The sequence below is a fragment of the Ruegeria sp. BK1 genome (assembly GCF_056535645.1).
This window is the reverse complement of sequence record NZ_JBQFIS010000002.1, coordinates 327405-354067: the sequence shown is the minus strand read 5'-3', so window position 1 is coordinate 354067 and position 26663 is coordinate 327405. Positions and strand designations below refer to the sequence as shown.

Annotated in this window: 25 protein-coding genes; 14 read left to right on the top strand and 11 right to left on the bottom strand. The window is 57.6% G+C overall.

Annotated elements, in window-relative coordinates; genetic code table 11:
• The first annotated feature begins 1 nt into the window (after position 1).
• The 3 genes from aceE to lpdA are packed head-to-tail and all read left to right on the top strand — an operon-like array spanning position 2 to position 5679.
• A complete protein-coding gene (aceE, locus tag ACR3E7_RS20035) occupies positions 2 to 2656 on the top strand; it encodes a pyruvate dehydrogenase (acetyl-transferring), homodimeric type (RefSeq protein WP_480504606.1) in 2655 nt (884 codons plus the stop codon).
• Between the two features lie 27 nt (positions 2657 to 2683).
• Positions 2684 to 3934 (top strand): dihydrolipoyllysine-residue acetyltransferase, encoded by a 1251-nt coding sequence (gene aceF / locus ACR3E7_RS20030; protein WP_480504608.1) that lies wholly within the window; start codon positions 2684 to 2686, stop codon positions 3932 to 3934.
• 11 nt (positions 3935 to 3945) lie between these two features.
• On the top strand, positions 3946 to 5679 hold the full coding sequence (lpdA, locus tag ACR3E7_RS20025; RefSeq protein ID WP_170772152.1) for a dihydrolipoyl dehydrogenase: 1734 nt from the start codon (positions 3946 to 3948) through the stop codon (positions 5677 to 5679).
• A 42-nt stretch (positions 5680 to 5721) separates the two neighbouring features.
• Here lpdA and ACR3E7_RS20020 read toward each other — a convergent pair whose 3' ends face one another.
• Both ACR3E7_RS20020 and ACR3E7_RS20015 read right to left on the bottom strand, forming a co-directional pair.
• Positions 5722 to 6453, bottom strand: a complete 732-nt coding sequence (locus ACR3E7_RS20020; RefSeq protein ID WP_480504611.1) for a CocE/NonD family hydrolase — start codon at positions 6451 to 6453, stop codon at positions 5722 to 5724.
• A 75-nt stretch (positions 6454 to 6528) separates the two neighbouring features.
• Positions 6529 to 7224, bottom strand: coding sequence for a hypothetical protein (locus tag ACR3E7_RS20015; RefSeq protein ID WP_480504613.1), 696 nt, complete (start codon positions 7222 to 7224; stop codon positions 6529 to 6531).
• 213 nt (positions 7225 to 7437) lie between these two features.
• On the opposite strand from ACR3E7_RS20015, the gene ACR3E7_RS20010 reads away from it, so the two are divergent.
• From ACR3E7_RS20010 to ACR3E7_RS19990, 5 genes are all read left to right on the top strand, one after another.
• A complete protein-coding gene (locus ACR3E7_RS20010; RefSeq protein WP_480504615.1) occupies positions 7438 to 9528 on the top strand; it encodes a tetratricopeptide repeat-containing sulfotransferase family protein in 2091 nt (696 codons plus the stop codon).
• 162 nt (positions 9529 to 9690) lie between these two features.
• Positions 9691 to 10188: a gamma subclass chorismate mutase AroQ gene (gene aroQ / locus ACR3E7_RS20005; RefSeq protein ID WP_170789178.1), complete on the top strand. Its 498-nt coding sequence runs from the start codon at positions 9691 to 9693 to the stop codon at positions 10186 to 10188.
• Between the two features lie 590 nt (positions 10189 to 10778).
• Complete coding sequence (locus tag ACR3E7_RS20000; RefSeq protein WP_480504617.1) at positions 10779 to 12365, top strand: TadE/TadG family type IV pilus assembly protein; 1587 nt, start codon at positions 10779 to 10781, stop codon at positions 12363 to 12365.
• A gap of 21 nt (positions 12366 to 12386) precedes the next feature.
• Positions 12387 to 12992 (top strand): TadE/TadG family type IV pilus assembly protein, encoded by a 606-nt coding sequence (locus ACR3E7_RS19995; protein WP_480504619.1) that lies wholly within the window; start codon positions 12387 to 12389, stop codon positions 12990 to 12992.
• Positions 12992 to 13630: a TadE/TadG family type IV pilus assembly protein gene (locus ACR3E7_RS19990; RefSeq protein WP_170772167.1), complete on the top strand. Its 639-nt coding sequence runs from the start codon at positions 12992 to 12994 to the stop codon at positions 13628 to 13630. The genes ACR3E7_RS19995 and ACR3E7_RS19990 overlap by 1 nt, the downstream gene beginning before the upstream one ends.
• A gap of 87 nt (positions 13631 to 13717) precedes the next feature.
• On the opposite strand, the gene ACR3E7_RS19985 is transcribed toward ACR3E7_RS19990, so the two are convergent.
• Positions 13718 to 14854, bottom strand: coding sequence for an aminotransferase (locus tag ACR3E7_RS19985; RefSeq protein WP_480504621.1), 1137 nt, complete (start codon positions 14852 to 14854; stop codon positions 13718 to 13720).
• 53 nt (positions 14855 to 14907) lie between these two features.
• Positions 14908 to 15498, bottom strand: coding sequence for a carboxymuconolactone decarboxylase family protein (locus tag ACR3E7_RS19980; RefSeq protein ID WP_480504622.1), 591 nt, complete (start codon positions 15496 to 15498; stop codon positions 14908 to 14910).
• 149 nt (positions 15499 to 15647) lie between these two features.
• Between ACR3E7_RS19980 and ACR3E7_RS19975 the strand changes: the two genes are divergently transcribed.
• Positions 15648 to 16754, top strand: a complete 1107-nt coding sequence (locus ACR3E7_RS19975) for a hypothetical protein (RefSeq protein WP_480504624.1) — start codon at positions 15648 to 15650, stop codon at positions 16752 to 16754.
• Here ACR3E7_RS19975 and ACR3E7_RS19970 read toward each other — a convergent pair.
• Genes ACR3E7_RS19970 through ACR3E7_RS19955 form a run of 4 tightly spaced genes read right to left on the bottom strand, consistent with a single transcriptional unit; the run spans position 16743 to position 19669 of the window.
• Complete coding sequence (locus ACR3E7_RS19970) at positions 16743 to 17807, bottom strand: aromatic ring-hydroxylating dioxygenase subunit alpha (RefSeq protein WP_480504626.1); 1065 nt, start codon at positions 17805 to 17807, stop codon at positions 16743 to 16745. The two genes, ACR3E7_RS19975 and ACR3E7_RS19970, sit on opposite strands and share 12 nt — an antisense overlap.
• A gap of 5 nt (positions 17808 to 17812) precedes the next feature.
• Positions 17813 to 18148 (bottom strand): carboxymuconolactone decarboxylase family protein, encoded by a 336-nt coding sequence (locus ACR3E7_RS19965; RefSeq protein ID WP_480504628.1) that lies wholly within the window; start codon positions 18146 to 18148, stop codon positions 17813 to 17815.
• Between the two features lie 12 nt (positions 18149 to 18160).
• Positions 18161 to 18919: an amino acid ABC transporter permease gene (locus tag ACR3E7_RS19960; protein ID WP_170789163.1), complete on the bottom strand. Its 759-nt coding sequence runs from the start codon at positions 18917 to 18919 to the stop codon at positions 18161 to 18163.
• Between the two features lie 9 nt (positions 18920 to 18928).
• Positions 18929 to 19669 carry an amino acid ABC transporter ATP-binding protein gene (locus ACR3E7_RS19955; RefSeq protein WP_170772181.1) on the bottom strand — a complete coding sequence of 247 codons (741 nt, stop codon included), beginning with the start codon at positions 19667 to 19669 and terminating at the stop codon, positions 18929 to 18931.
• A gap of 120 nt (positions 19670 to 19789) precedes the next feature.
• Here ACR3E7_RS19955 and ACR3E7_RS19950 point away from each other — a divergent pair, with 120 nt between their 5' ends.
• Positions 19790 to 20560 carry a transporter substrate-binding domain-containing protein gene (locus tag ACR3E7_RS19950; RefSeq protein WP_480504630.1) on the top strand — a complete coding sequence of 257 codons (771 nt, stop codon included), beginning with the start codon at positions 19790 to 19792 and terminating at the stop codon, positions 20558 to 20560.
• 100 nt (positions 20561 to 20660) lie between these two features.
• Here the strand turns inward: ACR3E7_RS19950 and ACR3E7_RS19945 are convergent, their stop codons facing one another.
• From ACR3E7_RS19945 to ACR3E7_RS19935, 3 genes are read right to left on the bottom strand one after another with little or no spacing between them, the layout of a single operon-like run.
• Positions 20661 to 21080 carry a GlcG/HbpS family heme-binding protein gene (locus tag ACR3E7_RS19945; RefSeq protein ID WP_480504632.1) on the bottom strand — a complete coding sequence of 140 codons (420 nt, stop codon included), beginning with the start codon at positions 21078 to 21080 and terminating at the stop codon, positions 20661 to 20663.
• Between the two features lie 11 nt (positions 21081 to 21091).
• Positions 21092 to 21544, bottom strand: coding sequence for a MaoC family dehydratase (locus tag ACR3E7_RS19940; RefSeq protein ID WP_480504634.1), 453 nt, complete (start codon positions 21542 to 21544; stop codon positions 21092 to 21094).
• Positions 21541 to 22557 carry an aldo/keto reductase gene (locus ACR3E7_RS19935; RefSeq protein ID WP_170783524.1) on the bottom strand — a complete coding sequence of 339 codons (1017 nt, stop codon included), beginning with the start codon at positions 22555 to 22557 and terminating at the stop codon, positions 21541 to 21543. The genes ACR3E7_RS19940 and ACR3E7_RS19935 overlap by 4 nt, the downstream gene beginning before the upstream one ends.
• A 157-nt stretch (positions 22558 to 22714) precedes the next feature.
• Between ACR3E7_RS19935 and ACR3E7_RS19930 the strand changes: the two genes are divergently transcribed.
• From ACR3E7_RS19930 to ACR3E7_RS19915, 4 genes are read left to right on the top strand one after another with little or no spacing between them, the layout of a single operon-like run.
• Complete coding sequence (locus ACR3E7_RS19930) at positions 22715 to 23860, top strand: acyl-CoA dehydrogenase family protein (RefSeq protein ID WP_480504636.1); 1146 nt, start codon at positions 22715 to 22717, stop codon at positions 23858 to 23860.
• On the top strand, positions 23857 to 24627 hold the full coding sequence (locus tag ACR3E7_RS19925) for a 3-ketoacyl-ACP reductase (RefSeq protein ID WP_480504638.1): 771 nt from the start codon (positions 23857 to 23859) through the stop codon (positions 24625 to 24627). Before ACR3E7_RS19930 ends, ACR3E7_RS19925 begins: the two co-directional genes overlap by 4 nt.
• A 9-nt stretch (positions 24628 to 24636) precedes the next feature.
• Positions 24637 to 25785 (top strand): dihydrodipicolinate synthase family protein, encoded by a 1149-nt coding sequence (locus ACR3E7_RS19920; protein ID WP_480504640.1) that lies wholly within the window; start codon positions 24637 to 24639, stop codon positions 25783 to 25785.
• A 2-nt stretch (positions 25786 to 25787) separates the two neighbouring features.
• Complete coding sequence (locus ACR3E7_RS19915; RefSeq protein ID WP_170789149.1) at positions 25788 to 26648, top strand: sugar phosphate isomerase/epimerase family protein; 861 nt, start codon at positions 25788 to 25790, stop codon at positions 26646 to 26648.
• Positions 26649 to 26663: the final 15 nt, after the last annotated feature.

Genomic DNA, 26663 nt, shown 5'->3' with positions numbered 1-26663 from the left:
CATGAAAGACCTTGAACCCGACATCGACCCAATCGAGTCTCAGGAGTGGCAGGACGCCATCGAAGACGTCATCGAACGGGACGGCGCCAATCGTGCGCATTTCCTGCTGGACAAAGCGGTGCAAAAGGCGCGCGCCGCCGGGGCGACTCTGCCGTTTTCGGCAACCACGCCATACCAGAACACCATTCCTGTCGATGATCAGTATGCCTTTCCCGGCGATCAGGACATGGAATGGCGCATTCGGACGATCAACCGCTGGAATGCGATGGCGACCGTTGTGCGGCGTAATAAGGTCAGCAGCGAATACGGTGGGCACATCGCCTCATTCGCCTCGTCGGCGGTCATGTATGACATTGGCCTGAACCACTTTTGGCGGTCGAAATCAGCGATTCATGGCGGCGATCTGGTGTTCTTTCAGGGCCACGTGATCCCTGGCATCTATGCCCGGTCCTTCATGGAAGGTCGCATCAGCGAAGAGCAGTTGGAAAACTTCCGCTCGGAAGTCAGCGGAGGAGGTCTGTCCAGCTATCCGCACCCGTGGCTGATGCCCGATTACTGGCAGTTCCCAACCGTTTCGATGGGTCTGGGCCCGTTAATGGCGATCTATCAGGCGCGGTTCATGAAATACATGCACAACCGGGGCCATATCGACATGGCCGACCGCAAAGTGTGGTGTTTCCTGGGCGATGGTGAAATGGACGAACCCGAAAGCCGGGGCGCTATTGACCTTGCCGTGCGCGAAGGTCTGGACAACCTGATCTTTGTTATCAACTGCAACCTGCAACGCTTGGACGGCCCGGTGCGCGGCAACGGAAAGATCGTGCAAGAGCTTGAGGGCGACTTCCGCGGCGCAGGTTGGAACGTGATTAAACTGCTCTGGGGTAAAGGCTGGGATCAGCTGTTGGAGAAAGACACCACCGGTCGTCTTCGCCAGTTGATGGATGAGACGGTCGATGGGGACTACCAGACCTTCAAATCCAAGGACGGCGCTTATATCCGCGAACATTTCTTTGGCAAATACCCCGAGACTGCCGCTCTGGTCGAAGACTGGACCGACGATCAGATCTGGGCGCTGCGCCGGGGCGGGCACGACCCCGAGAAGGTCTTTACCGCGTTCAAACGCGCAACCGAGAATGAAGGCACGCCAACCTGCCTGTTGGTGAAAACCGTTAAAGGCTATGGCATGGGCTCGGCTGGCGAAGGTCAGAACACCACACACCAGCAAAAGAAACTGGCCGAAGATCAACTGCGGGCCTTCCGCGACCGGTTCCAAATCCCGGTTAGCGACGAAGATCTGCCAAACGCGCCGTTCGTGTCGCTGAACAATGCACAAAAGGCTTATCTCGCGGACCGGCGCAAAGCGCTTGGGGGTGAGTTCCCCAAACGCGACAGCACCGCACCCGTGCTGGACATCCCGGACCTGTCCAAGTTCGAAGCGCAGCTCAAAGGCACCGGCGATCGTGAGATTTCGACCACCATGGCCTTTGTCCGCATCCTGACCACGCTGCTGCGTGACAAAGGGATCGGCAAGAACGTGGTTCCGATCGTGCCGGATGAAAGCCGCACATTTGGGATGGAGGGGCTGTTCCGCTCGGTAGGCATCTATAATCCGGCGGGTCAGAACTATACCCCCGAAGATGCCGATCAGATGATGTTCTACAAGGAAACGACCAACGGTCAGGTCCTGCAAGAGGGTATCAATGAGGCCGGAGCCATGGCCGACTGGATTGCGGCGGCGACGTCCTATTCCAACCACGGCGTGGCGATGATCCCGTTCTTCATCTACTACTCGATGTTCGGGTTCCAGCGGATTGGCGATCTGGCCTGGGCCGCAGGCGACAGCCGCGCGCGGGGCTTCATGTTGGGCGGCACTGCCGGTCGGACCACGTTGAACGGCGAAGGGTTGCAGCACGAGGATGGGCACAGCCATATCCTTGCGGGCACCATTCCGAACTGCATCACCTATGACCCGACCTTCAGCTATGAGGTCGCGGTGATCATCCAGAACGGCCTGCAACGGATGTATGGCAATCAGGAGGATATCTATTTCTACCTGACCCTGATGAACGAAAACTATGCCCATCCCGATATGCCGATGGGCGCTGAAGAAGGCATCATCAAGGGGCTCTACCGGTTCCAGGAGGTCAAAAAGCCGGGCAAGAAGCACGTCAATCTGATGGGCTCGGGCACCATTCTGGTGCAGGCGTTGAAAGCGGCCGAGATGCTGAAGAAAGATTTCGGCGTGACCTCGGATATCTGGTCGGCAACCTCGTTCAACGAACTGGCTCGCGATGGTCAGGACGCGGCGCGCGCGAACCGTCTGGACCCGCTGGCCGAAGAACGTGTGCCGTATGTGACCGAGCAGCTGTCTAAAGCCAAGGGCCCGATCATCGTGGCCACCGACTATATGAAGAACTACGCCGAGCAGATCCGCGCCTTCGTGCCCGGTCGCTACACCGTGCTGGGCACGGATGGCTATGGCCGCTCGGACAGCCGGGTGAACCTGCGCCGGTTCTTCGAGGTCGATGCCAACCACATCGCGGCGGCCGCCATGGTCGATCTGTACCGTGAAGGCGCTGTGACCAAGGCCGAGCTCGAGAAAGCGCTCAAGACATATGAAATTGACGGCGACAAGCCGAACCCCCGGTTGGTTTAAGGCCACGGGGCACTAGGAGATATAGAAATGGCAATCGAAGTAACAGTCCCGGATATCGGGGATTTCTCGGACGTTCCCGTCATCAGCATTTTGGTTTCGGTCGGTGACACCATCGCCGCCGAAGACCCGCTGATCGAGTTGGAAAGCGATAAGGCAACGATGGAGGTTCCCTCCCCGGCCGCTGGTGTCGTCAAGGAAATCAAAGTGGCCGAGGGCGACAACGTGTCTGAGGGCGCGCTGATCCTGCTGCTGGAAGGCGAAGGGGCCTCTGCCGCCCCGGCCGAGGCTGCGCCCGCACCTGCTGCCGCTCCGGCACCGACCGCAGCGCCTGTTGCCCCGGCACCTGCGCCCGTTGTGGATGGGGGATTCGGCAAGGCCCACGCCTCGCCATCGGTGCGCGCCTTTGCGCGCCAGTTGGATATCGACCTGTCCAAAGTCAACGGTTCGGGCCGTAAGGGTCGCATCCTGCGCGAAGACGTCACCAAGTTCCTGAAAGCCTCAACCGCGGCGGCCCCGGCTGCTGCCGGTGCGGCGGGCGGCATGGGCATCCCGCCGATCCCCGTTGTCGATTTCTCGAAATTCGGCCCCGTGGAAGATGTGGAAATGCCGCGGATCAAAAAGCTGTCGGGCCCCGCCCTGCATCGGTCCTGGCTGAACATCCCGCATGTGACGCATAATGACGAGGCGGACATCACCGATCTGGATAAGTACCGCAAGGAAATGGACACGATGGCCAAGGAAGAAGGCTATCGCGTTACACTGCTTAGCTTTGTCGTCAAAGCCTCGGTCCGTGCGTTGAAACAGCATTGGGAATTCAACTCGTCCATCCACCCTGATGGCGACAAGTTAATCCGCAAATCCTACTACAATATCGGTTTCGCCGCGGATACGCCCAACGGGCTGGTGGTTCCGGTCATCAAGGATGCCGACCGTAAGGGGATTGTCGAGATTTCCAAGGACCTGATGGAGCTGTCCGGCAAGGCCCGGGCGGGTGAGCTGAAGTCAAACGATATGCAGGGCGCGACCTTCACGATTTCGTCGTTGGGTGGTATCGGCGGCACGCATTTTACCCCCATCGTCAATGCACCCGAGGTGGCAATCCTGGGCCTGACCCGCTCGAAAATGGCGCCGGTCTGGAATGGCGAGGAGTTTGTGCCGCGCCTGATGCAGCCAATGTCGCTCAGCTATGACCATCGTGCCGTCGATGGCGCCTTGGCCGCGCGCTTCTGCGTGACGCTCAAGACGCTGTTGGGCGATATGCGCAAGCTGATGTGGTAAGGAGAGATCAGATGGACGTCAAAGTACCCGATATCGGTGATTTCTCCGATGTACCCGTGATCAGCATTCTTGTCTCGGTCGGCGATACTGTCGCCGCCGAGGACCCACTGATCGAACTGGAATCCGACAAAGCCACGATGGAGGTCCCCTCCCCCGCCGCAGGCAAAGTGGTCTCGATTGCCGTGTCCGAAGGCGATAACGTCTCAGAAGGTGCGTTGATCCTGACATTGGAAGCCGCCGATGGGGCCGCGCCCGAAGCTGCCCCGGCAGAAGCACCCGTCGCCGCGCCGCAAGCCGTGGCCGCCACCGGCACGGCGACTGGTCAGGGCGATGTGCATGCCGAGGTAGTTGTGCTGGGCTCTGGCCCCGGTGGTTACACCGCCGCTTTCCGTGCTGCCGATCTGGGTAAGAAGGTGGTCATGATCGAACGCAACCCGACACTGGGCGGCGTCTGCCTGAACGTGGGTTGTATCCCTTCGAAGGCGCTGTTGCACGTGGCCAAGGTTATCACCGAAGCCGAAGAGATGGGCGCACACGGTGTTAGCTTCGGTAAGCCGAAGATCGACCTGGACGAGCTGCGCGCCTTCAAAGACAGCGTTGTCGGCAAGCTGACCGGCGGACTGGACGGCCTGTCCAAAGGCCGCAAGGTTCAGATCGTGCGCGGCTATGGCCGTTTTTCGGGCCCCAACATGATCGAAGTTGTGGGTGATGATGGCATGACCACCGTTTCCTTCGACCAGTGTATCATCGCTGCGGGCTCTGAACCGGTTGAATTGCCTTTCATCCCGCATGACGACGATCGCGTGATCGACTCGACCGGGGCGTTGGAACTGGCGGATGTGCCCAAACGGATGCTGGTTCTTGGTGGTGGTATCATCGGTCTGGAAATGGCCTGTGTATATGACGCTTTGGGGTCGAACATCACCGTGGTCGAACTGATGGATCAGATCATCCCCGGTGCCGACAAGGACATCGTCAAACCCTTGATGAACCGCATTAAGGGCCGGTACGAGAACATCTTCCTCAAGACCAAAGTGACCGCGATTGAGCCTCAGAAAAAGGGCCTGAAAGTCACGTTCGAAGATGACAAGGGCGAAAGCTTCACCGACACGTTCGACAAGGTGCTGGTCGCCGTGGGCCGCAAGCCCAATGGCAAGCTGATCGACGCAGAAAAGGCGGGTGTTGCGGTGGATGAACGTGGCTTCATCGCCGTAGACAACCAGCAGCGCACAGGCGTGCCGCATATTTTCGCCATCGGTGATCTGGTCGGCCAGCCCATGCTGGCACACAAGGCCGTGCACGAAGGTAAGGTCGCCGCCGAAGTGGCCGCCGGTCACAAACGGTTCTTCGACGCCAAGCTGATCCCCTCGGTCGCTTATACCGACCCCGAGGTGGCATGGTGCGGGTTGACCGAGACCGAGGCCAAGGCCAAAGGGATCAAGGTCGAAAAAGGCGTGTTCCCTTGGGCTGCATCCGGCAAATCCCTCTCTAATGGCCGGTCCGAAGGCATCACCAAGCTGCTGTTCAATCCCGAAGATCAGCGCGTCGTAGGGGCATGTATCGTGGGCACCAATGCAGGTGATCTTATCGCCGAAACTGCGCTGGCCATCGAGATGGGTGCAGACGCAGTCGATCTGGGCCACACGATCCACCCGCACCCGACGCTCAGTGAGACGGTGAACTTTGCCGCCGAGATGTTCGAGGGTACGATCACAGATCTGATCCCGCCCAAGAAACGTCACTAAGACCCGGGCAGCGAGGTCAAAAAGAAGTTGAGCGGTATGCGCTCAACTCCCTCCCTTTGCCGGTAGGTGCGTGGCTAGAAAAGCGGTTAGTGCCGCCCAGTATTCGGCCCCATCCGCACTGACGAGAGCCGACGCCCCGTGCCGACCCCGCCCGTCTGGTTGAAACCCGGTGACGGGACCGGCGATTTTGGACGCGAAGGGCTTCCACTGACCGGCCTCATTCCTGGCCGAGGTCAGAAAGACCGGATCTTTTAAATCACCCAGCCGTTTGGTGACATAGGTCTTGCCACCGAAATACTCACCCGGTGAAAAGGCCATGACAGCATCGGCGAATTTGCGATCCTGCGCGGCGAGGACAAGAACCAAACCCGCGGAATACGAGGACCCGAGAACTCCGACGTGACGCGCGCCAGCGTTCTTACGCGCCCAGGCTGACGCCGCCTGCATGTCGGGGATCGCTTCGGTGTATGCCACGTTGCCGCCTGCCTTGGCGGCGGTTTCGTTCTTTACGCCGTTGAACTTGCCGCCCGAGCGTTGATCGACGGCCAGCGATGCATAGCCAAGTTCGTTCAGCCGCTTGGCAATATCACCATATTCGCCCCGGCTGGCCCCGGCCATGTGATAAAGGACAAGGACGGTGTCATAGGCGGCACTGGGCTTTTGAAAATCGGCGGTGACAACAACTCCGTCCGCCGCCGTGAACCGCACGGTTTCGGCAAACGCGGCGCTGGTGGCAAGAAAAAGGGCTGCAAACGCAAGAAGCAGTCTGGTCATGGAATTCTCCCAACTCGGTCGCGAGAACTCTAACACCCCTGCCCCATGCGCTGCGGTCACGTTTTCAGGATCAGGCTATTCGACCGCGAAGCAATAGAACAGGCCAGCGCCGCCAGACCGGGGCAGATCGCCCTCGCCACACCCGCGCGAGCCGTGGGACGAATTCCACGACACCATGTTGCGCGCATCGTTCAGCCCAACGCGATCATGATGCCCGACAATGGCCGATCCGTTGGGGCTGTTGCTAGTCCAGTTGCTGCATGTGCTGTCTCCACCCGAGGTCGAGAAATGCCCCGCACTGTCCGAGCCGGTCAGAATGTCATGCCGGTTGGGCTTGCTGCCCCGCCCGTTCACCGGATTGCCGTTTTCATCCAGCGCGGTTTGCAGGCTGATATTGACCGCGTCCGAATGCAGGCTGTCGACATCCTGCGCAATCATTTCCCCCTTGGCATTATACCACGGGCCAGTCCCGATCCGGTCCCGCGCCGATATACCGTTGGTGATGGTCATCGGGTCGGTGCTGCGGTCGATCATCATGCTTGTGCTCAGATATGCCGCCCAAGTCTTAGATGAACCGGCAGCGTTGGCCAATGCGTTGCAATGGGCATCAGCCCCTTCCAGACCGCCAAGATTGGCACCATCCCCTTTCCCGACGCTGGTGATGAAGAATGACATCTTTTCGGTATCGGTGTCGTCTGCCTGAACGGTCCCCGCGATGGCGGTCGATGCGATCACAAGAAGCGGGAGGATGGATTTACGGTCTGGGAACATTGCATTTCACCTTTTCTGTAAATTTCTACCCCATGCTAAAATTGAAACTGCCGTGGGTCTATGCAGTTAATCACACGAAAACGTCATCATCACCTTTAGCGACCCCACACCCGCCGTGGCTTGCGGATGGACGCATTGTCGGGAATGCTCTACCACCTTTCCAACAACAGCCCGGATCCGAATAACCGGGCAACGTGTCAGAGGAGGAGCATCATGGCTGCGCAGGGTCAGCAGATCTCGGTACAGGAGGCGTTTTCGTTGGCTATGGCGCAGTACCAGAAGGGTGCGCTGGCACATGCCGCGCCGCTTTTATCCAAAATCATTGCCGCCGCCCCCAAACATGCAGACGCGCATCACATATTGGGCCTGATCGCGTTCCAGACCGGACAAACCGTTGCAGCCATACAGGCGGTTGAGCGCGCGGTTCAACTGCGCCCCGACAGCGTTCAATACCTTGCCAACTACACAGAAATTCTGCGGAGTGCAGGGCAATTGGATCAGGCCCGCGCCGCCGGGGAACAGGCAGTCCGTCTGGCGCCGGGGCATGCGGCGGCGCAGTCCAACCTTGGTCTGGTTTTTTATGACCTTGAAGACCTTGAGAAAGCCCGCGCCGCACAAGAACGGGCGTTGGCTCTGTCTCCTGATTTGGATAGGGCTTTGAACAATCTGGGCAGCATTGCTCGTGATCAGGGGGACCGCGCCAAGGCAGCCAAGCTTTACCGTCAGGCGCTTCGGCTTCAACCAGCATCGTCCGAGACCGCCAACAACCTGATCTCGGTCCTGATTGAGCTTGAAGATGTCGCCGCCGCCCGCTCTGTGGCAGAAGCACATGCCGAAACTGCGCCGCGCGATGCTGAGCTGCGCCGCAATTTTGGCCGTATCGCGCTGTTGGAATGCAATTTGGATGAGGCCGAGAAAGCCTTTCGCGCCGCCATCTCTTTGGATGGGACAAAGACGGAAAGCTACGTGGGTTTGTCGCAGGTCCTGTTTGAAAAGAACCACCCCAAACTGGCGTTGATCGAGGCTGAACAAGCCTTGAAGCTGGACCCCGAAAGCGCGGTGGCTTGCCATCAAATGGCGTTGGTCCAAGCGCATTTGGGGGACGAGAATAGCGCACGTGCGCTTTATGCCAAAGCGCTTGCGATCAAGCCGGACATGACCTCCAGTCGGTTGGCGCTGGGGCATTTGGCGATGGAACAGGGCGATTTCGACGCGGCGCGGGATGCGTTCACCGCCGCCGCCGAAACCTCGGATGATCCGCTAAGCGCGCAAATCGCCTTGGCGCGGCTGAATAAGATCACCGAGGATAGTCCGGTGTTTCAAGCTTTGGAGGCGGCTTTGACAAAGGCCGCCGAGATGTTGCCGCAAAAGGCGGTCTCGTATCGGTTTGCGATGGGGGAATGCTACGAGAAGCTACAACGTTATGACGAGGCCTTCGCGCAATTCGAGGCAGGCGCGCAGTTGAAGCGGTCTTTGATCTCCTACGATGCGGCCGAGACGGACAAGCTGACCGACGATCTGATTGCTACCTTTACAGCCGACCGGATCGCGCAGCTTCGCCGCCATGGCGTTTCTAGCGCAAAACCGATTTTCGTGCTGGGAATGCCTCGGTCGGGCACCACGCTGACGGAATCCATTCTGGACGCCCACCCGCTGGTGGCCGGGGCCGGAGAGTTGAATGAAATGCAACAGCTCTTTGGCGCGCTGCCTGACGGGCGCAACAACGTACCGCACGCCCTTAACGGTCTGTCGAGCGCCGATCTGACCCGCCGCGCCGAAGACTACGTGGCCATTCTGTCCCGTTTGGGCGGTGAAGCGCCCCATGTGGTCGACAAGATGCCAGCGAATTTCCAAATGGTTGGCCTGATACATGCGTTGATGCCCAATGCCCGGATCATTCACGTTACCCGCGACCCGCTGGATATCTGCCTGTCCTGCTACACACGCCTGTTCGAACGCAGCCAGTTGCACAGCTATGACCAAGTCGAGTTGGGGCGTTACTACAACGCCTACACACGGTTGATGAGGCATTGGCAGACGGTGTTGCCGCAAGGTGCCTTTCATACGATCCGGTATGAGGCGCTAGTGGATGATATCGACACGGTCGCGCGCGGGCTCATCGACTATTGCGGGTTGGACTGGTCAGAAAGTTGCCTTGAATTCTATACCGGCAAACGCCGGGTCCGCACCGCCAGCGTGCAGCAGGTGCGCCAGCCTCTCTATGCGACGTCTAAAGAGAAGTGGCGCCGGTACGAAAAACACCTGCAACCTTTGATCAAAACGATCTTAGAGAACCGCCCCTGAACGACCCTGTCCGCAACTCTTGTGGTTCGCAACAACGCATTGGGCTAAACAAACTATGAACAGTCGCAAGTTCTGCGGCACCGGCGGCGCCCCAAATAACGATCAGAGATCATGCTAAAACAATCTATTGGGACTTTTTGCCTTTTTGTCTGCATGCTTTTGGTGACTTCTGCGCAGCCGCGCGCAGATACGGATGCGCTGTTTAATTCCATCAACGACCGTCTGTCATGGATGAAGGGTGTCGCCGCGTGGAAGTATCGAAACGAGGTCGACGTGGAAGACCTCGCGCGTGAAGCGGTGGTTCTGCAAGCCGCTGTGGAAGCTTCCCAACAGGCCGGTCTGTCCGGCCCCAGTGTCCAGATGTTTTTTCGCGCTCAGATCGAAGCAGCGAAGGCTATCCAGCGGTGCTGGATCAGCCAGTGGCAAGGCGGCGACTCTCCGGTACCAAACCCGCCTGATCTTGTGGCTGATATCCGTCCTGAATTGCTGCGGTTAGGTCAAACTATCCTGACCGAATTGGGCAACGAAGTTTCTAAAAACGGTAAAATTGACGATACAGACCACGCAGATTTTGATATGGCATTGTCCGTTCCCTGTCTGAGTGAAAATGCGAAATCTGAAATTTTCGACGGGCTCAAACAAGTGACCTTGGCGCAGTGATCTAACCGTCGGCGATCTGCCTGCTATTGGACAAACGATCCCATGCGTACTTCCGGTTTCACGCTTGATACGACTGGCTCAGAGGCAACATTGCTTTGATTCTTGCAAACAATGCAGCCGCCACAGCCCTATCGTCGCCGAAATCCGGAGTAATCAGCTGAATTTCAAAGGTTTGAGAGTCAGGGCACAACAAAACCACCACATCTGCGCTGGTAGTTTGCTTCGTGGCCAAAAGGCTGCGGAACCTTTTTTGGAAAAGCTTCTCCAATCGCGTGCAACTCGGCGTAACATCATGATTAAAAGGCCATTTTATAAACCTGAGTGTTGACCTGCTGCCAAGCGCAAACAAGGTTCCAGCAACCTTGCGTCTACTTCAACGACTATTTCAAATTAACGATTGTGGCCAAATCTTGTCGGAATTTGTTCATTTTGGGTTCATCAATGGTTCATTTTGGTGTAAAGTTCTGTTTGTTTTTCGACGTTTCAACGGTTCCAACACTTAATGAGTTGTTCAGATGGGTATGAGTTTTGAGGATTTGAACGAAGGGCAAAACAGAGCACCTTCACACAAGAAACCACACTGCGATCTAATGAATTCCGGTGGCCTGCCTGAGCGGTTTCGGCGCGACACCAGAGGCGGTGTTTTGGTTCTGGTTGCGATAGTGTTCATCCCGATGATGGCCTTCATCGGATATGCCTTCGAATTAGCGCTGACCGAGGACGCACGGGTTAAGCTGCAAAACACAACCGATGCAGCCAGCCTGGCGGCAGCTGATTTGGAGCAAACGCTCGATCCCGAGGATTTGGTCGAAGATTTTTTCGCCAAGGCAGGTTTGGCAGACAATCTGGATAACGTAACTGTTGTCAGCGGCATTGCGGAGAGAACCGTATCGATCGAAGCCAGTGAACGTCTCCCGGCATACCTGTCCCGTGTTGTCGGCAACGAAGCTTGGGATGTGGCCGTCGCCGGCGCCGCTACGGAATCGCGTCAGGATTTGGAAATTGCCGTGGCGCTGGACAACTCAGGATCAATGTCTTGGGCACCGGGCGCGACGTCCGGCCCAGCGTCAACGCCGTCTCGGATGGATCTTTTGATCCCTGCTGCTCAGGCTTTTGTTGATGCGGTGCAACCCAGACCTGGACAGCCGGGGCGAACAACGATATCGCTCGTACCCTTTGCGACACAGGTTTCGGTTGGCGAAGCCCTGTTGGGCAATTTCTCGGTTACGGCAGAGCACAACCTGTCCCATTGCGTGACGTTCAGCGACGAGGTTGATTATCAGACCACGGCGATTTCAACGACGGATTTGTTGAACCGGACAGCGCATCATGCTCCAAGTACGGGGGCTCGTTCGGTCACCAGTGGTACGGTCGCCTGCCCTACAGATTCGGCGACCCGTGACATTGTACCGTGGTCAGAAGACCCCGAAGTCTTGAAAGCGCGCATCAGAGCAATGCAGCCGGGCGGCTTTACCTCGATTGAAATGGCGACGAAATGGGGGGCCGCTTTGTTGGACCCTACGTTGCGACCGGTTTTGTCATCTCTATCGACTGAGCCGGGGTTTGAATATCTGTCTGGTCCGGCCGTGCGCGGTGTCCCCGACGAATTCACCAGCGATGAGACAGTCAAGTATCTGATCGTCATGTCGGATGGAGAAAACACGCAGAGCTATGACGTCAAGCCGCCGTTTAGGACCGGTAATTCACCTGTGGTCCAGGTACGTGGAACAAACAGGTTCTATTATTTCCAGAACCGCCCCAGAACCCGCAACGATTTTTTCGAAATATCTACAGCCCGGTGGGTGAGCCGACCGAACGGAACGCTGGTTCAATTGACTTGGCCAGAGGTATGGGCCCAATTCCCGGTATACAGATTTGCCGAGCTTGTTCTCGCCAGAGTTGACAGACGCAGGAGCGCTGTCGGCCACTACAACCGGATTATCGACCAAACGGTAAACACCTCGAAAAACCCGCGCACGTCGGCAATCTGTCAGGCAGCGAAAGATAACGGCATCACTATCTTTACCATTGGTATGGATACCTATGCCCAGGGTGACGCAACTTTGCTGGATTGCGCTTCGTCCCCTGCCTTTTTCTATGACGTAAATAGCTTGGACATCGACTCGGCGTTTCAATCGATTGCGCGTCAAATCAACCGCCTGCGCCTTACGCAGTAGTTGAGTTGGAGTGTTTGAATCATGATGAATTTCGCAAAAATCCCCACCCCTTCTGCTGCAACGCACGGGCGTGCATACGGGACCTTTTTTCAGCGCATCCGGGGCTGGCGCAAAAACGAAGATGGTGCAGTCCTGGTCGAATACGCGCTCTGTCTGCCATTGCTTTTGCTGATGCTCTTTCTGACGCTTGAGTTTGCCCATCTGAAGATGCGGCAGATCTCTCTCGATCGGGTAACCGACCAGACATTTCGCGAATTGCGACTGGGTCTGATCCCCAACCCAGACCACGACAGCGTCAAAGATGCGATGTGTGCCAAAACGCTGGCCCGGATCATTCTCTGGGATTGCTCGGAAAGCCTGTTGTTGCAGGTGCGCGAAGTTGAAAGATCGGTTTGGAATCTGGATCTGGGTCAAACCAATTGCCTGGATACGACTCCCGAGGACGGCTATATGCCGCCGATTGATTTCACGGCAGGTATCGAAAATCAGTTGATGATTGCACGCGCCTGTTTGATCCAGCGCTCTCTGTTTCCCCCGATAAACGCTTTGCGGTCTTTGCCACGCTATGATGAGTTCGGCAATTTCGCCCTTGTTTCAAAATCTGCCTTTGTGAACGAGCCCTTCTGATGTTTTCCAAACTCAAGACACATGCCCGCGCTATTCATTGTGCAATCCTCCGCTTTAAAGATGACACAAGCGGCGCAGCACTTGTGGAAATGGGGATGGTGCTTCCTTTTTTGATTCTACTGACCTCTGGCGGCCTTGTGGTCCAGGACGCGATCCGGGTGTCTTATATCCAGTCGAAGGCGACCTATACGGTATCCGACATGGTTAGCCGTGAAGACAGTTTTATTGATGCCAACTATTTCGACGGGATGGACAGTGTCTTCAGGTTCCTGACTGATAACGGCTATCCAACCGAGCTGCGCATATCGACGGTCGAATGTACCGAAAATTGCGCGGATGAATCGCAACGGGTTCTGGAGTTCTGTTGGTCCGAATCCACTGACGGGCTGTTGGACCTGACAAATGACGAAATAGATTTGTACGCAAGTCGCATTCCGTTATTCGCGCAAGGCGACACGATGCTGATGACCGAGTCTTTTTTGGACTACACTCCTTTGCTGGGTGATTTTATCATCTCGCCAAGCAGATACGCCTCGATTGCCTTCACGCGCCCCCGAATCGCGCCTCAAATCAAATTTGATGTAGGCGCTGTAGATGTGGACGGGAACCCCATTGTTTTGGATTGCTTCAACAACTAAAGACTTATTCGATAACTTGAAGTGGCCTTTGTTCAGCCGCTTTCGAACCGCAAGCAAACACACAAGCTATGCCCTTGGCTTTTGTTTTCAGCTGCTTGTGTTGGCTCGATGACGAGTAAGGAAACCCGAAAAACGTTCCAGCCCCAGCTTTAGATCTGCCGTCGGATTAGTATAGCCCAGCCGCAGCCAGCCTTCCATTTCCAGCGCGCTGCCTGGGGTCAGCATCACGCCTTCTTCTTGCAATAGCGCGACGCATAGATCGCGCGATGTCATCGGCAGATCGTATTTTAGCAGCGCGGTGGTGCCGGACATAGGCTCGACCCAGCTCAACAGAGGTTCCGACGCGATCCAGTCCTTTACAATCTGAAGGTTCTCGCGCGTGATCCTTTGGCTGCGGGCCAGTATCTTGTCACGGTTTTCCAGCGCGATCGCGGCCAGAAACTCGTCCACGACACCGACCGAGATGGTGTTATAGTCGCGATGGATCATCACCTGGTTCAGCATGTCTTTTGGTCCGGCAATCCAGCCCACGCGCAGCCCCGCCAATGAAAACGTCTTTGAGGTGCTGGCTGTGCTGATCCCCTTTTCGTAGATATCCGCGACCGATGCGGTAAACCCGTCGCCGGTCTGGTCGGTGCCGCGATACACCTCATCACATAGCAGCCAGGCGTCCACGCTTCGGGCGATATCCACGATTTGGTCCAGCAACGCACGATCCATCAGCGCACCGGTTGGATTGTTGGGGTTATTGATCGCAATCAACCGCGTATCTGGGCGGATCATCGCGCGCAGCTCGTCCAGGTCGGGCAGGAACGCGTTTTCTGACCGCAGGTGCAACAGTTGGACGTCTGCGCCAATGCTTTCGGGTATCGAATAATGCTGCTGATAGGTCGGAATGACCGAAATCACGTGATCCCCACGCGACACCAGCGTTTGATGTACCAGTGCATTGGCACCGATGGTGCCATGGGTGGTCAGGATATTGTCACGGTTCAGGGTTTCGTACATGCCGCTGATTGCATCGCGCAACCGATCCGACCCTTCGATTGCGCCATAGGACATCTTCATCGCCGACAGGTCATTCAGAATGCTGTTGTGTTGACCAGACATCTCAAGCAACTCGCCCAACGTGATGGATTCCACACAGGTTTCGGCCAGGTTGAGCTCGCAAGTTGTCTCGAACTCGTTCATCCACATTTCAACGCCGAACGGTTTGATGTGCATTGTCGCCTCGTGGTTTTAGTTCGTCGCTGTCCAAGGGGCGCGTTGCGCGGCCCCTATAGTGGTTCCTCATCGGCCTTGTAGTAGCCGATGACATCATTCTCGGTCGTTGCACCAAGCCCGTTGAGCAATCTGTTGGAATAGTTGAAATAGGCGCAGACCTGATTGACCTCGAGGATCTCTCCGTCAGAGCAGCCTGCGATTTTCAAAGCCTCAAAGTCCGATTTCACCATTCGGCCGACATCGGTGGTCAATTTGCCCGCGTATCGCAGCAACGCCAGTTCTTTGCCCTCGAACTCATCCTCGGGGCGGTGCGCCTTCAGGGCAGTAAAGATGCTGTCGCTGCGGGGTTGGTCTTTCAACAGGTTGCGCACATTCATGAAGTGATGGGTCAGCGAATAGGTGCAATCGTTCAGTATCGAAGTATAGCTGGCCACAATCTCAAGAAACCAAAACGGCAGCTGGTTGTCGTCGGAATGAAGGACCGAGCGGTACAGCGTGACATGCCCGTTCATCGTTTCGGGCCGCAGGGAATGGACGCGCATGACGGTGTCGACCGTGCCATGCGGGGTGCGAGCCTTGTCCAAAAGCTCTTTCAACCGGCCTTCGGCCTGATCATCCGAAACCATTTCGATCCAAGCGCTCATGCCGGGGCCTCCTGTCTAGAACGACCTCAGGTTATGGGCGAAGGCAACGCGGGTGTCAGCAGATATTTTTTCTGCACAGTCATTTTTGCTAGATCACAGGATCGTGAGCGGGATAGTCTGCACCGTGACATCGCGCAGGAGCCACCATCATGATTCGTCCGAACCAGAAAGCGGGCGCTGAAAACCTGTTGTTCAACTGCGCCGGGCTGTCGTCAGGCGACCACCTTCTTGTGCTGCGCGAAGACCCCGACTACGCCTATTACGATTCCGAGATCGCTGATGTTATTGTGGAATGCGCCCGTCAGAACGGCGTCAGGGCGTCGGTGCAAACCATACCCTTTGACCCGATGGAAGCGCGACTGCCGCAGTCCGTCGTGGCTGAAATGAAGGCAGCCGATCGCACATTGTTCCTGTCGCGCACGGGTGATCAGCTTCGCTTTAATCCCGAGATTACGAATATCCGGCCGATCATGTCCTATGCGCTGGATGTCGAGATGTTGGGATCGGGATTTGGCTCGGCCGATTACGCGGGGTTTGTCGCGCTTAAGAATGCGGTGAACACAGCGCTGGCGGATGCGACGCACATTCATGTCACCTGCCCGCTTGGCACCGATTTCTGCGGACCGGGCGCTGCATTCCCGACCGCCAGTGCGGCGGATGTCAGCGTGACCCGCTTTCCAATGTCGGTCTTTGCGCCGGTACCTTCGGCGGGGTTTTCGGGCCTGGTCATACAGGATGGGTTTCTGGTCGGGACCGGGTCGAAATTCTACGAACCATATGGCTGCGATTTGCAGGAACCGCTTGCGGTCGCGTTTGAAGACAACAGGTTAACGGGCTTCTCGGGCCATCCGATGGACGTGCATTGCGCGCAGATGCACTACGAGAAGGTCGGCCAGATGTTCGACCTAGACCCGATGACAATGCATTCCTGGCACGCAGGCATTCACCCTGGCTGCGCCTACCCCACCCCCGCGCATGAGAATTACGAACGCTGGAGCGGCTCGGCCTTTGGCAACCCCCGTTTGATGCATTTCCATACCTGCGGAAACTATGCGCCGGGTGAGATCTGCCTGAACGTGCTGGATCCCACAATCCGCGTCGACGGCGTGGCCGTGTGGGAGCACGGCGTATTCCGGCCCGAGCTGATTGAGGGCGGCTCCGATATTCTTGAGGCCTATCCCAGCATCCGGGCCGTGTTCGACGCCCCTGCGCAACAGGTCGGTCAAGGCCCGAACGGCCGGTTGTCAGCCGGCTAGTCGCGCGGCCTCTTCCCCGGCGATCAGTTTGGCGACACGGGCCCGGAACCGCATGGCGCCTGCGTCCAGCCCCAGATTGATATACCCTGTCTTACGGCGCGCCATGCCGGTCTGGACATGTTCCAGAACCTCTTTGTCCTCGTTGAACGCCATGACTGCACCGTCAAACATACGCTGAGACATGGCCGCGTCATCCGCATGCATGTTGCGATGCTGGAACCAGAAATAGCGTGAGTTCTCACCATCGACCGGCGTGATGAAGTTGTACGAAATATTGACAAACGCGTTTGCTGAAAAGGGTCGGTCCGCCCCACCCTCGCCCGTTGGAGTATAGACGGACATATTAATCGCCGTCGCGGGCAGGCGGCATTCATAGTGCTGCTTGCGGTCACAGCTTGGACCAAAGGGCAGGATCGGCGCGTAATAGGGTGGCGCGGGCTCATCCGCGATCCAGCGCGAGACGATGACTCCGTTCTCTGTTTCCTCCAGATCCAGCGGGCGGTTGTCGGTTCCGGCCCCAGCGAACGAGGTCAGGTGCACCCAGGCCACATGGCTGGGGTCAAGCAGGTTGTCGATAATATACAGGTAGTGACATGCCATCTCCATCGCGCCCTTTTGGGTTTTGCCCCAGTCCGGGTTGTCGAAATTGGGGATGTCGATGATGTCATCTGTGCTGGCCTGCTCCGGGTCGCCCATCCACAGCCACAGAAAGCCCCAGCGATCCTCGGCTGGATAGGCATGCACTGCGGCACGGCGGGGTGGATTGTCCAACTGGGTTGGCGCACTGACGCATTCGCCGCCACAGCCGAAGGTCAGCCCGTGATAGCCGCAGACCACGTGGTCGCCCTCGATTGTCCCTTGGGACAGGGGCAGTTTGCGGTGTGGGCAGGCATCTTCCAGCACGATGGCTTTGCCAACGGTGTCGCGGTAGATGACAATCTCTTCGTCCAACATACGCAGGGCGGTCAGGTTGCGACCAAAATCTTCAGACCGTCCGGCGACATACCAGGTGTTGCGAATGTAGCCTTCAGCTCCGGCCAGATCAGGGCGCATGGGGGTTACTCCGAAAATTCGTCAAAGGCTTTCAGTGCTTTGGCACTGTAGGCAAAGGATGGGCCGCCGCCCATATAGGTGGCCATGGACAGGGCCTCGCACAGTTCGCCGCGCGTGACCCCCAGACGGACCAGGGACTTGACGTGGAACCCGATGCAACTGTCGCAGCGAGTGGAGATGGCAATCCCCAGAGCAATGAATTCCTTCGTCTTTTCGCTGAGGACGCCGTCGGTTTTCGCCGCCTTGCCCATGATACCGAAGCCGCGCACGGTGTCGGGGATTTCTTTTGACAGGGTGCCGATATTGGCCTCGGTCTCGGCCATGAAGTCTTTCCAGTCCATTACTGTTTCTCCTTATCCGCGCTCATCCGCGCCCATGCGGCGTTCCAGCCAGCGTACGCCCGCGCTGATGATCAGAACCAGGATCAGGTATTCGAAAATCAGCAGCGTATAGATCTCCAGCGGGCGGTATTCCGTCACCACCAACTCATTCGCGCGGCGGGTCAGTTCCTGCATCCCGATGACGCTGGCAAAGGCGCTCATCTTGACGATGTAGATGAACTGGTTGGCCAGCGGCGGCAGAATGCGCCGGATCGCCTGCGGCAGGATCACATAGCGCATGGTCTGCACATAGTTCAGCCCGATGGTCTGCGCCGCCTCGCGTTGGCCGCGCGCGATGGATTGAATGCCCGCGCGGTAAATCTCGGCCGTAAAGGCGCTGTCGGAAATCGCCAGCGTGATAATCGCGCCCCAGAAAGGATCGATTGGGATGTTCAATCCCATGGACTGGAACACGATGGGCAGGCCGTAAAACACCCAGAACAGCATCGGCAGCAGAGGAATCGCGCGAACGAATTCGACATAGATCCGGTTGACCCAGCGCCAGCCGCGTTTCTCTGACAGGCCGGGCAGCGCGACCATCAGGCCGAGTACGATCGACAACACGGCGGCGATCAGCGAGATCTGGATCGTCGCCCACATGCCCGAGATCAGGAATTTCACATTCGTCCAGCCCGATTGCGTGGTCGGGTCGATCACATACCAGCCCCAAGTCTGGGACGAAGAACAGCTCGCCAGCAACAGCAAGGGCACGATCAGCAGAAGTTTTTTCATCGGCCTCTCTCAGTGCTGTAGAATCTGCGACAGGAATTTGCGGCAGCGCTCGGATTGCGGGTTGGTGAAGAAATGTTCGGGGTGCCCTTCCTCAACAATCTCACCGGCATCCATGAAGATCATCTTGTCGGCCACTTTGCGGGCAAAACCCATCTCGTGCGTGACGACAACCATGGTCATCCCCTCTTGCGCCAGTTCGACCATGACGTCCAACACTTCGGAAATCATCTCGGGGTCCAGGGCCGAGGTCGGTTCGTCGAACAACAATACGCGCGGCTCCATGCACAGAGAGCGGGCAATTGCGACGCGCTGTTGCTGGCCACCCGAAAGCTGAATGGGGCGCTTGTCGGCCTGATCGGGGATATGGACGCGGTCCAGATAGTGGCGGGCTTTTTCCTCGGCTTCCTTGCGGGACAGGCCTCGCGCCTTGATCGGGCCGAGGGTCAGGTTTTCAAGCACGGTCAGATGCGGAAACAGGTTGAATTGCTGAAACACCATGCCAACCTCGGACCGGATCGTGGCGACGGATTTGGGATCGTCGGTCAGCTCGACCCCATCCACCCGGATCGCGCCTTTCTGGTGCTTTTCCAATTGGTTGATACATCTGACAACCGTGGACTTGCCCGACCCGGAAGGGCCGCAAATGACGACCTTTTCCCCGGCATTCACGGTCAGGTTGATGTCTTTCAGAACATGAAAGTCGCCGAACCATTTGTTTACGCCCGCAAGTTCTATGGCGGCTTCTGACATTGGCCGACCTGCCCCTTTTTGTTGATATTAGAATATTTTCTTGAGGTTATCTTTGGCTTTGCGCTTAAATCAACCACGAAAGCGGCCACGAAGTCGAAACACCACCAACAGGAGAAGTCCATGAAGAGTATATGCAAAGCCGCCGCCATTGCGGCGCTTAGTCTGGTCGTGACGGGTGCAGCCAACGCGCAGTCGGCCCTGAACGAGGTGCTGGATTCCGGCGTGCTGAAGGTGGGTACCACGGGGGATTGGAACCCTATGTCGCTGCGCGATCCGGCGACCAATAGCTACAAGGGCTATGACATCGACATCATGAACGAACTGGCCGCCGATCTGGGGGTTGAGGTCGAGTATGTGCCGACCGACTGGAAAACACTGGTCAATGGCGTCGTGGCAGGCAAGTACCACCTGACGGGCTCGGCCTCGATCTCACCGCCGCGCATGAAGGTCGCGGGGTTCTCGGACAGCTATATCTCGGTCGAACTGTTCCCCTACACAACCAAGGACAAGGCTGACAAGTTCGACGGGTATGACTCGATCAACCAGTCGGGCGTCAAGGTCGCCACCACTTTGGGCACCACCTTTGAAAAACGTGTGCGTGAATGGTTCCCGAATGCCGAGATCAAAGTGGTCGAGGCCCCGGCCCGCGGCTTTCAGGAGGTGATCGCCGGGCGTGCCGACGTGTTCATCACCTCGAATATCGAAGGCTCAACGTTGGAAGAAAAATTCCCGGTTGTGCGAGTCAAGAATGCGGGCCCACGGTCACCCTCGCCGATTGCGATGATCCTGCCGCAGGGCGATCAGGTCTGGATCAACTATGTGAACAACTGGATCGAAGTCAAAAAAGCCCAAGGGTTCTTCGACCAGAACCGCGAGAAATGGGGGCTTTGAGCCGCTCATAACTCAAAAGCCCGGCTGCATAAGCTGGGCTTTTGTTTCGGTGCGCGCTCGGCGCTGGCAACGCCAGAAGCCGGGCATTGATTGTTTGAGGTCAGAGGCCGATCGCGTCGAGTCCGGCCTTGGCGCATTGCACGTCCTCTGGCCCTGCTGCGCCAGATACGCCAATCGCGCCGATCAGAACTCCATTCTCGTGAACCGGAATCCCGCCCTCCCATGCGCAAATATTGGGGCGATTGACCATTCCCAGTTGGAGCTCTGGCCCGGACAGCATGCGTTTTGCGAAATCCTGGGTGGATTTGCCAAGGACCGCGGTTCGGGCCTTGTCCAATGCAAATCCAGCAACAGCCGCTGGCGCGTTGTCCATCCGCCCCGCCGCCAGCATGTGACCGCTGGCATCAACGACGATTGCGGCAACTGCCCAGCCATTTTCCTGAGCGTACCCTATGGCCGCCTGAACGGCTGTGGACGCCGCGCTGCACGTGATCATCTTTTTCGAGATCGAAACCGACATCTCTTCCCCATCTATAAGTCAAAGATCAATTCGTTGGTACCCTGCTGAACCCGCTGATCATCCTGGTTCAGAACATCGAAGTGGAACGCGATGATCCCGCGCTTGCCAGACGCGGTGATGCGTTTTGCCGTCACCGTCAGAACGGCTCGTATCCTATCGCCTGCAAATACCGGGTTTTCAAAGCGCCAATCCCAACCCAATGAAGCAAGACCATCCAGTTTTGCTTCGGCCTGGAACTTCAGCCCATCGACCACCGAAAGCACCAAAAGTCCATGGGCCACCCGAGATTTGAAGCCGCGAGCGCGCGCGACGTCATCATCCAGGTGCAGCGCGTAACGGTCCCCGGTTAGGTTCGCAAAGCTCGTGATCAGGTCCGCCGATATCTCGGCCGTTTCGGTATGTATAAGATCACCGGTTTCCAGGTCATGAAACCCGTAGGTGCCGGCCTTTAGGAGCCCAGTCATGCGGGAACCGGAGCGTCCTCGCGCAGCAACCCTTTGGTTTTCAGATCGGCCCAGAAATCGGATGGAATGTCGTGGCTGAACCAGTTGAGGTTCTGGTCCAACTGCTCGACCGTCCGTGTTCCAGCCATGAAGGTCGGTACCGCCGGGTGGGCGACGACAAATTGCAGCGCGGCTGCCGGCAGTGGAACATCATACTCGGCGCAGACGGCTTCGATTTTACGGACCTTTTCCATTATGTCTGCCGGGGCTGGCGCATAGTTGTACTTGGCCCCTTCTTTGGCGCCGGTCGCCAGAATGCCTGAGTTGAACCCCCCACCCACGACAACGGCGGCGCCGCGCTCTTCACACATGGGAAGGAATTTATTCAAAGCATCCTGTTCCAGTAGCGTATAGCGTCCGGCCAGCAGAAAGCAGTCAAAGTCGCGCTGTTCCAAGGCGGCGTGGCAGACTTCCCATTCGTTGACGCCTACGCCAATCGCCTTGACAATGCCTTGATTGCGCAGGCTTTCCAGTGCCTTCCAGGCCCCATCCATTGCCTGCTTGAACACTTCGGGCTGTTCGTCGCCACGGGTGAACACGTCGATATCGTGGATAAAGCAGATATCCATCCGTTCCAGCCCCATGCGTTGCAGACTGTCCTCGAACGAGCGCATCACACCGTCATAGCTGTAGTCGAAATGCATGGTGAAGGGGGCAGCATTGGTCCAAGGTTCAAAGTTGATATCCTGACGGCGCGCCGGTTTCAGAACACGCCCAACCTTGGAGGACAGGATGAAATCGTCCCGATTCTTCCAGCGCAGGCTTTGGCCGGTGCGCAATTCGGACAGGCCGTGGCCGTACATTGGTGCCGTGTCGAAATAGCGAACACCAGCATCCCAAGCGTGCTGAATCATCGCGTCCGAGGTTTGCTCGTCAATCTCGCGAAAGATGTTGCCAATCGGCGCAGTGCCAAAGCCGAAGGTGGATACTTCAAGATCTACGCGGCCGAATTTGGCCTTGGAATTTGGTGTCATGCAAACCTCCCTTGCGCAAACCGGGGCGGTCCGATCTGCCTTCTTATAAGTAACTGTTTGGTTATTTATATCAATTCACACTCTCGATCAAGCCACTTGACGCGGGCACCTAGGACATCATATTAGTAACTGATTAGTTACATTTGGGGACGCCACCATGTTTCTGACCGAAACACATATCCAGGTCCGCGATATGACCCGCCAGTTCGCACAGGATGTCATTCGCCCCGCCGCGGAAGAACTAGATCGCGATTCTCGTTTTCCCTCTGAAATCTATGACCAAATGGCTGAACTCGGCCTGTTCGGTATCGGCGTACCTGAAGAATTGGGAGGGCCCGGATTCGACACTTTGACCTATGCCTTGGTGATGGAGGAATTATCTCATGGTTACGCCTCAATCGCGGATCAATGTGGCCTTCTTGAACTGGTGACGACCCTACTGGTGCGCCACGGGACGGCCGAGCAACAAAGCAAATGGTTGGGGGAATTGCTGGCCGCAAAAATGCGCCCTGCCTATTGCATAACGGAACCCGAAGCGGGCACCGACGTGTCTGGCATCCGCACTACGGCGGCACGTGATGGCGACGGCTGGGTGTTGAATGGAGGTAAAATCTGGATTCACAACGCGCCCGTTGCGGATGTGGGTTTTGTTCTGGCTCGTACCGACCCCGAGGCCGGGCATCGCGGCATGTCGATTTTCATGGTCGACCTGCATGCTGACGGCGTTACGCGCGGCCCGAAAGAGATCAAGATGGGCCAGCGCGCCAGCCAGGTTGGCCCGCTCTCCTTCGACGATGTGCGCCTGCCGGCCGATGCGCTGTTGGGCACAGAAGGGCGCGGGTTCCACATGATGATGAGCGTTCTGGACAAAGGCCGCGTAGGCATCGCTGCTCTTGCAGTGGGGATCGGTCAGGCCGGTCTAGAAGCCGCAACGGATTATGCGCAGCAGCGCAAACAGTTCAACAAGCCGATCTCAGATTTTCAGGGTGTCCAGTGGTTGTTGGCCGATATTGCCAAAGACGTCGAAGCCGCCCGTTTGCTAGTTCATTCTGCCGCTTACAAAATCGACGCAGGTCAGGATGCAACCAAGGCATGTTCTATGGCAAAATGCTTTGCCGGCGACATGGCTGTGCGGCGGTCCTCGGATGCGGTGCAAGTCTTTGGTGGATCCGGGTATATTCGCGGTTTTGAGGTTGAACGGCTTTACCGCGACGCCAAGATCACCCAGATTTATGAAGGCACCAACCAAATTCAACGTATGATCATCGCACGGGAACTGCTTGCAAAAGGGGCTGCTACATGAGCAGACAGGTTGCATTAGTAACAGGATCGTCCCGCGGGATTGGTCTGGCGGCTGCCATAGCCTTGGCAAAACAAGGGTTTGCCATCGCTGTGAACGGCCCGGAAGCGGACGCAGAGTTGCAGGCCGCGCTGGACAGGGTTCGCGACCTTGGTGTTCCGGCCGTGGCGGCTGCGTTCGACGTCTCGACCATCGACGCTCATGAAGCGCAACTGTCGGCCATCGAAGACCAGCTGGGCCCTCTGACGACATTGGTCAACAATGCCGGCGTTGGCGTTCTTCAGCGCGGAGATCTGTTGGAGGTGTCCGAAGAAAGCTATGACCGCTGTATGGAAATCAACACAAAGGCAATGTTCTTTCTGTCTCAGGCCTTTGCCAAACGTCTGCTGGCGCGGGATCGCGATGCAAACGCGTTCCATTCAATCGTCAACGTGACCTCGTCAAACGCGTCCGCAGTCGCGGCGCCGCGCGCGGAATATTGCGCGTCAAAAGCGGCGGCGGCGATGGTGTCGAAAACCTTCGCCGTGCGGCTGGGTCCCGAGAATATCGCGGTCTACGACGTGCAGCCCGGACTGATCGCGACCGAGATGACCGCCCCGGTGATCGACAGCTATGAACAGCGCGCCAAGGATGGGTTGACCCTGTTCCCGCGTGTCGGTCAGCCCGAGGATATGGGCAATATCATCGCCTCGCTGGCCAGCGGCAAACTTCCCTATACCACCGGACAGGTGATCTCGGCCGATGCCGGGATGCTGGTCCCCCGTTTCTGAGGTCGACTGATGAAGATCAAACTGCCTGATTCGGCCGGAACGCTGCATGACTATGCCCTTGTCGGCACCCCTGTTGCGCCGTCGAAGCTGACGCCCAATTCTGCCCGCGTGCTGTATTCCGCTGCCCATGTCGTGGCGGACCCGTTTGGTGATCACGACCCTACAGGTCCTGCTCATGTGGATTGGGCCAAGACCATGGAATTCCGCCACTATTTGGCTGGGATGGGTATGGGCATCGCCGAAGCGATGGACACCGCCCAACGAGGCATGGGGCTGGACTGGACCGGCGCATTGGAGCTGATCCGGCGCACGAAAGAAGAGCTGCCGGATGCTCTGGTCGCCAATGGCTGTGGGACGGATCATCTGGATCCGGCAGATGCCACGTCGCTGGACGATGTCCGCCGCGCTTATCTGGAGCAGGTCGAAGCAATCCAAAAGCTGGGCGGACGCATTATCCTGATGGCGTCTCGGGCGCTGGCCAAGGTGGCGACGGGGCCGGATGACTATATCGCGGTTTATTCCGACGTGCTGGAGGCCTGCGATCACCCGGTCATCCTGCATTGGTTGGGCGAGATGTTTGACCCGCAGCTTGCTGGGTATTGGGGTGGCGCAGGTTTTGACGATGCGCTGGACACCGCACTGACCGTGATCCGCGCTAATCCGGACAAGGTCGACGGCATTAAAATCTCGCTATTGGACGCGGAAAAAGAGATCATCATGCGCCGCCTTCTGCCAGACGGCGTCAAGATGTATACCGGCGACGATTTCAATTACCCCGAACTGATCGAGGGTGATGAGCAAGGCTTTTCGCACGCCCTGCTGGGGATATTCGACCCCCTCGCCCCGGCGGCGGCCTATGCGGTCAGCAAACTGAGCGAAGGTGATACCGCGGCCTTCCGCGCAACGTTGGACCCGACCGTTCCGCTAGCCCGGCACATATTCCGCGCGCCCACGCAATACTACAAAACCGGCGTGGTGTTTCTGGCTTGGCTGAACGGGTTTCAGGATCATTTCGTGATGCTGAACGGCGCGCAGGCGACCCGGTCTTTGCCCTATTTCACCGATTGCTTCAAAATGGCAGAAAAATGCGGCTTGTTGCGCGACCCTGATCTGGCGGTTGCGCGCATGGGGCATATGCTGAAGCTCTACGGGGTCTGATTTTGCGCGATTTCTCTGACGATCATTCTGCGCTGGCGCTGAATACGGCTACGTTGGGCCATAATCTCGATGGCTATGGTGCCGGATGGTCGCCCGAGCAGGTGATCGACGCCTGCGCGGCGCGCGGCTATGGCGGCATCACCTTCTGGCGGCGCGAGTTGAGTGGACGCGAGGTAGAAATCGGCGACCGGGTGCGCGCGGCAGGGATGCAAGTGGTCGGTCTGTGCCGAACGCCATTTCTGACCGGGCCGCTGGCCTTGCCCTCGGACCAGCAGATTATGGATGATTTCTACCTGTCCATTGATCAGGCCGCAGGCCTTGGGACGAACGTCCTGACTATCGTCACTGGCGGACCAGAGCCCGGAACCAAAGGCGTTCTGGACAGTCAGAAAATCCTGGCCGACCGGGTGGCGCGGGCGGCGCCTTATGCAGCGGACCGAGGCGTTAACCTAGCGCTGGAACCCCTGAACCCCGCGACAGCCGGGAACCGGACCTGTCTGATGACAGCGGCTGATGCGCTGAATGTTTGCGATGCTGTTGGAGCAGAAAATGTGGGCGTTGCCATCGACGTTTACCATGTCTGGTGGGACACTACGCTGGCCGACACGTTGGCCCGCCGAGCGCAAGGCCGCATATTGGGATATCACCTGTGTGATTGGCTGGCCGACACGACCGACGTCTTACTCGATCGCGGTATGATGGGAGACGGCGTCGCCGATCTGCGTGCCCTGCGTGATGCGGTAGAATCTGCCGGCTATTACGGGCTGTGCGAGGTCGAGATTTTCTCGGCTGAAAACTGGTGGAAACACGACCCCGATGAGGTTCTAGACACGATCGTCAGCCGCTTTCGCGCCTGTTGCTGAGCGTCACGCAGGCCC

What these genes read in the sequence shown, in the direction of transcription:
- ACR3E7_RS19955 (WP_170772181.1), bottom strand. Translation starts at nt 19,669, where the DNA reads ATGTCAGAAGCCGCCATAGAACTTGCGGGCGTAAACAAATGGTTCGGC.
- lpdA (WP_170772152.1), top strand. Translation starts at nt 3,946, where the DNA reads ATGGACGTCAAAGTACCCGATATCGGTGATTTCTCCGATGTACCCGTG.
- ACR3E7_RS19945 (WP_480504632.1), bottom strand. Translation starts at nt 21,080, where the DNA reads ATGTCGGTTTCGATCTCGAAAAAGATGATCACGTGCAGCGCGGCGTCC.
- ACR3E7_RS20000 (WP_480504617.1), top strand. Translation starts at nt 10,779, where the DNA reads ATGAATTCCGGTGGCCTGCCTGAGCGGTTTCGGCGCGACACCAGAGGC.
- ACR3E7_RS19990 (WP_170772167.1), top strand. Translation starts at nt 12,992, where the DNA reads ATGTTTTCCAAACTCAAGACACATGCCCGCGCTATTCATTGTGCAATC.
- aceF (WP_480504608.1), top strand. Translation starts at nt 2,684, where the DNA reads ATGGCAATCGAAGTAACAGTCCCGGATATCGGGGATTTCTCGGACGTT.
- ACR3E7_RS19950 (WP_480504630.1), top strand. Translation starts at nt 19,790, where the DNA reads ATGAAGAGTATATGCAAAGCCGCCGCCATTGCGGCGCTTAGTCTGGTC.
- ACR3E7_RS19970 (WP_480504626.1), bottom strand. Translation starts at nt 17,807, where the DNA reads ATGCGCCCTGATCTGGCCGGAGCTGAAGGCTACATTCGCAACACCTGG.
- ACR3E7_RS20010 (WP_480504615.1), top strand. Translation starts at nt 7,438, where the DNA reads ATGGCTGCGCAGGGTCAGCAGATCTCGGTACAGGAGGCGTTTTCGTTG.
- ACR3E7_RS19975 (WP_480504624.1), top strand. Translation starts at nt 15,648, where the DNA reads ATGATTCGTCCGAACCAGAAAGCGGGCGCTGAAAACCTGTTGTTCAAC.
- ACR3E7_RS19935 (WP_170783524.1), bottom strand. Translation starts at nt 22,557, where the DNA reads ATGACACCAAATTCCAAGGCCAAATTCGGCCGCGTAGATCTTGAAGTA.
- ACR3E7_RS20015 (WP_480504613.1), bottom strand. Translation starts at nt 7,224, where the DNA reads ATGTTCCCAGACCGTAAATCCATCCTCCCGCTTCTTGTGATCGCATCG.
- ACR3E7_RS19925 (WP_480504638.1), top strand. Translation starts at nt 23,857, where the DNA reads ATGAGCAGACAGGTTGCATTAGTAACAGGATCGTCCCGCGGGATTGGT.
- aceE (WP_480504606.1), top strand. Translation starts at nt 2, where the DNA reads ATGAAAGACCTTGAACCCGACATCGACCCAATCGAGTCTCAGGAGTGG.
- ACR3E7_RS19920 (WP_480504640.1), top strand. Translation starts at nt 24,637, where the DNA reads ATGAAGATCAAACTGCCTGATTCGGCCGGAACGCTGCATGACTATGCC.
- ACR3E7_RS19995 (WP_480504619.1), top strand. Translation starts at nt 12,387, where the DNA reads ATGATGAATTTCGCAAAAATCCCCACCCCTTCTGCTGCAACGCACGGG.
- ACR3E7_RS19965 (WP_480504628.1), bottom strand. Translation starts at nt 18,148, where the DNA reads ATGGACTGGAAAGACTTCATGGCCGAGACCGAGGCCAATATCGGCACC.
- ACR3E7_RS19985 (WP_480504621.1), bottom strand. Translation starts at nt 14,854, where the DNA reads ATGCACATCAAACCGTTCGGCGTTGAAATGTGGATGAACGAGTTCGAG.
- ACR3E7_RS19960 (WP_170789163.1), bottom strand. Translation starts at nt 18,919, where the DNA reads ATGAAAAAACTTCTGCTGATCGTGCCCTTGCTGTTGCTGGCGAGCTGT.
- ACR3E7_RS19930 (WP_480504636.1), top strand. Translation starts at nt 22,715, where the DNA reads ATGTTTCTGACCGAAACACATATCCAGGTCCGCGATATGACCCGCCAG.
- ACR3E7_RS20020 (WP_480504611.1), bottom strand. Translation starts at nt 6,453, where the DNA reads ATGACCAGACTGCTTCTTGCGTTTGCAGCCCTTTTTCTTGCCACCAGC.
- ACR3E7_RS19980 (WP_480504622.1), bottom strand. Translation starts at nt 15,498, where the DNA reads ATGAGCGCTTGGATCGAAATGGTTTCGGATGATCAGGCCGAAGGCCGG.
- ACR3E7_RS19940 (WP_480504634.1), bottom strand. Translation starts at nt 21,544, where the DNA reads ATGACTGGGCTCCTAAAGGCCGGCACCTACGGGTTTCATGACCTGGAA.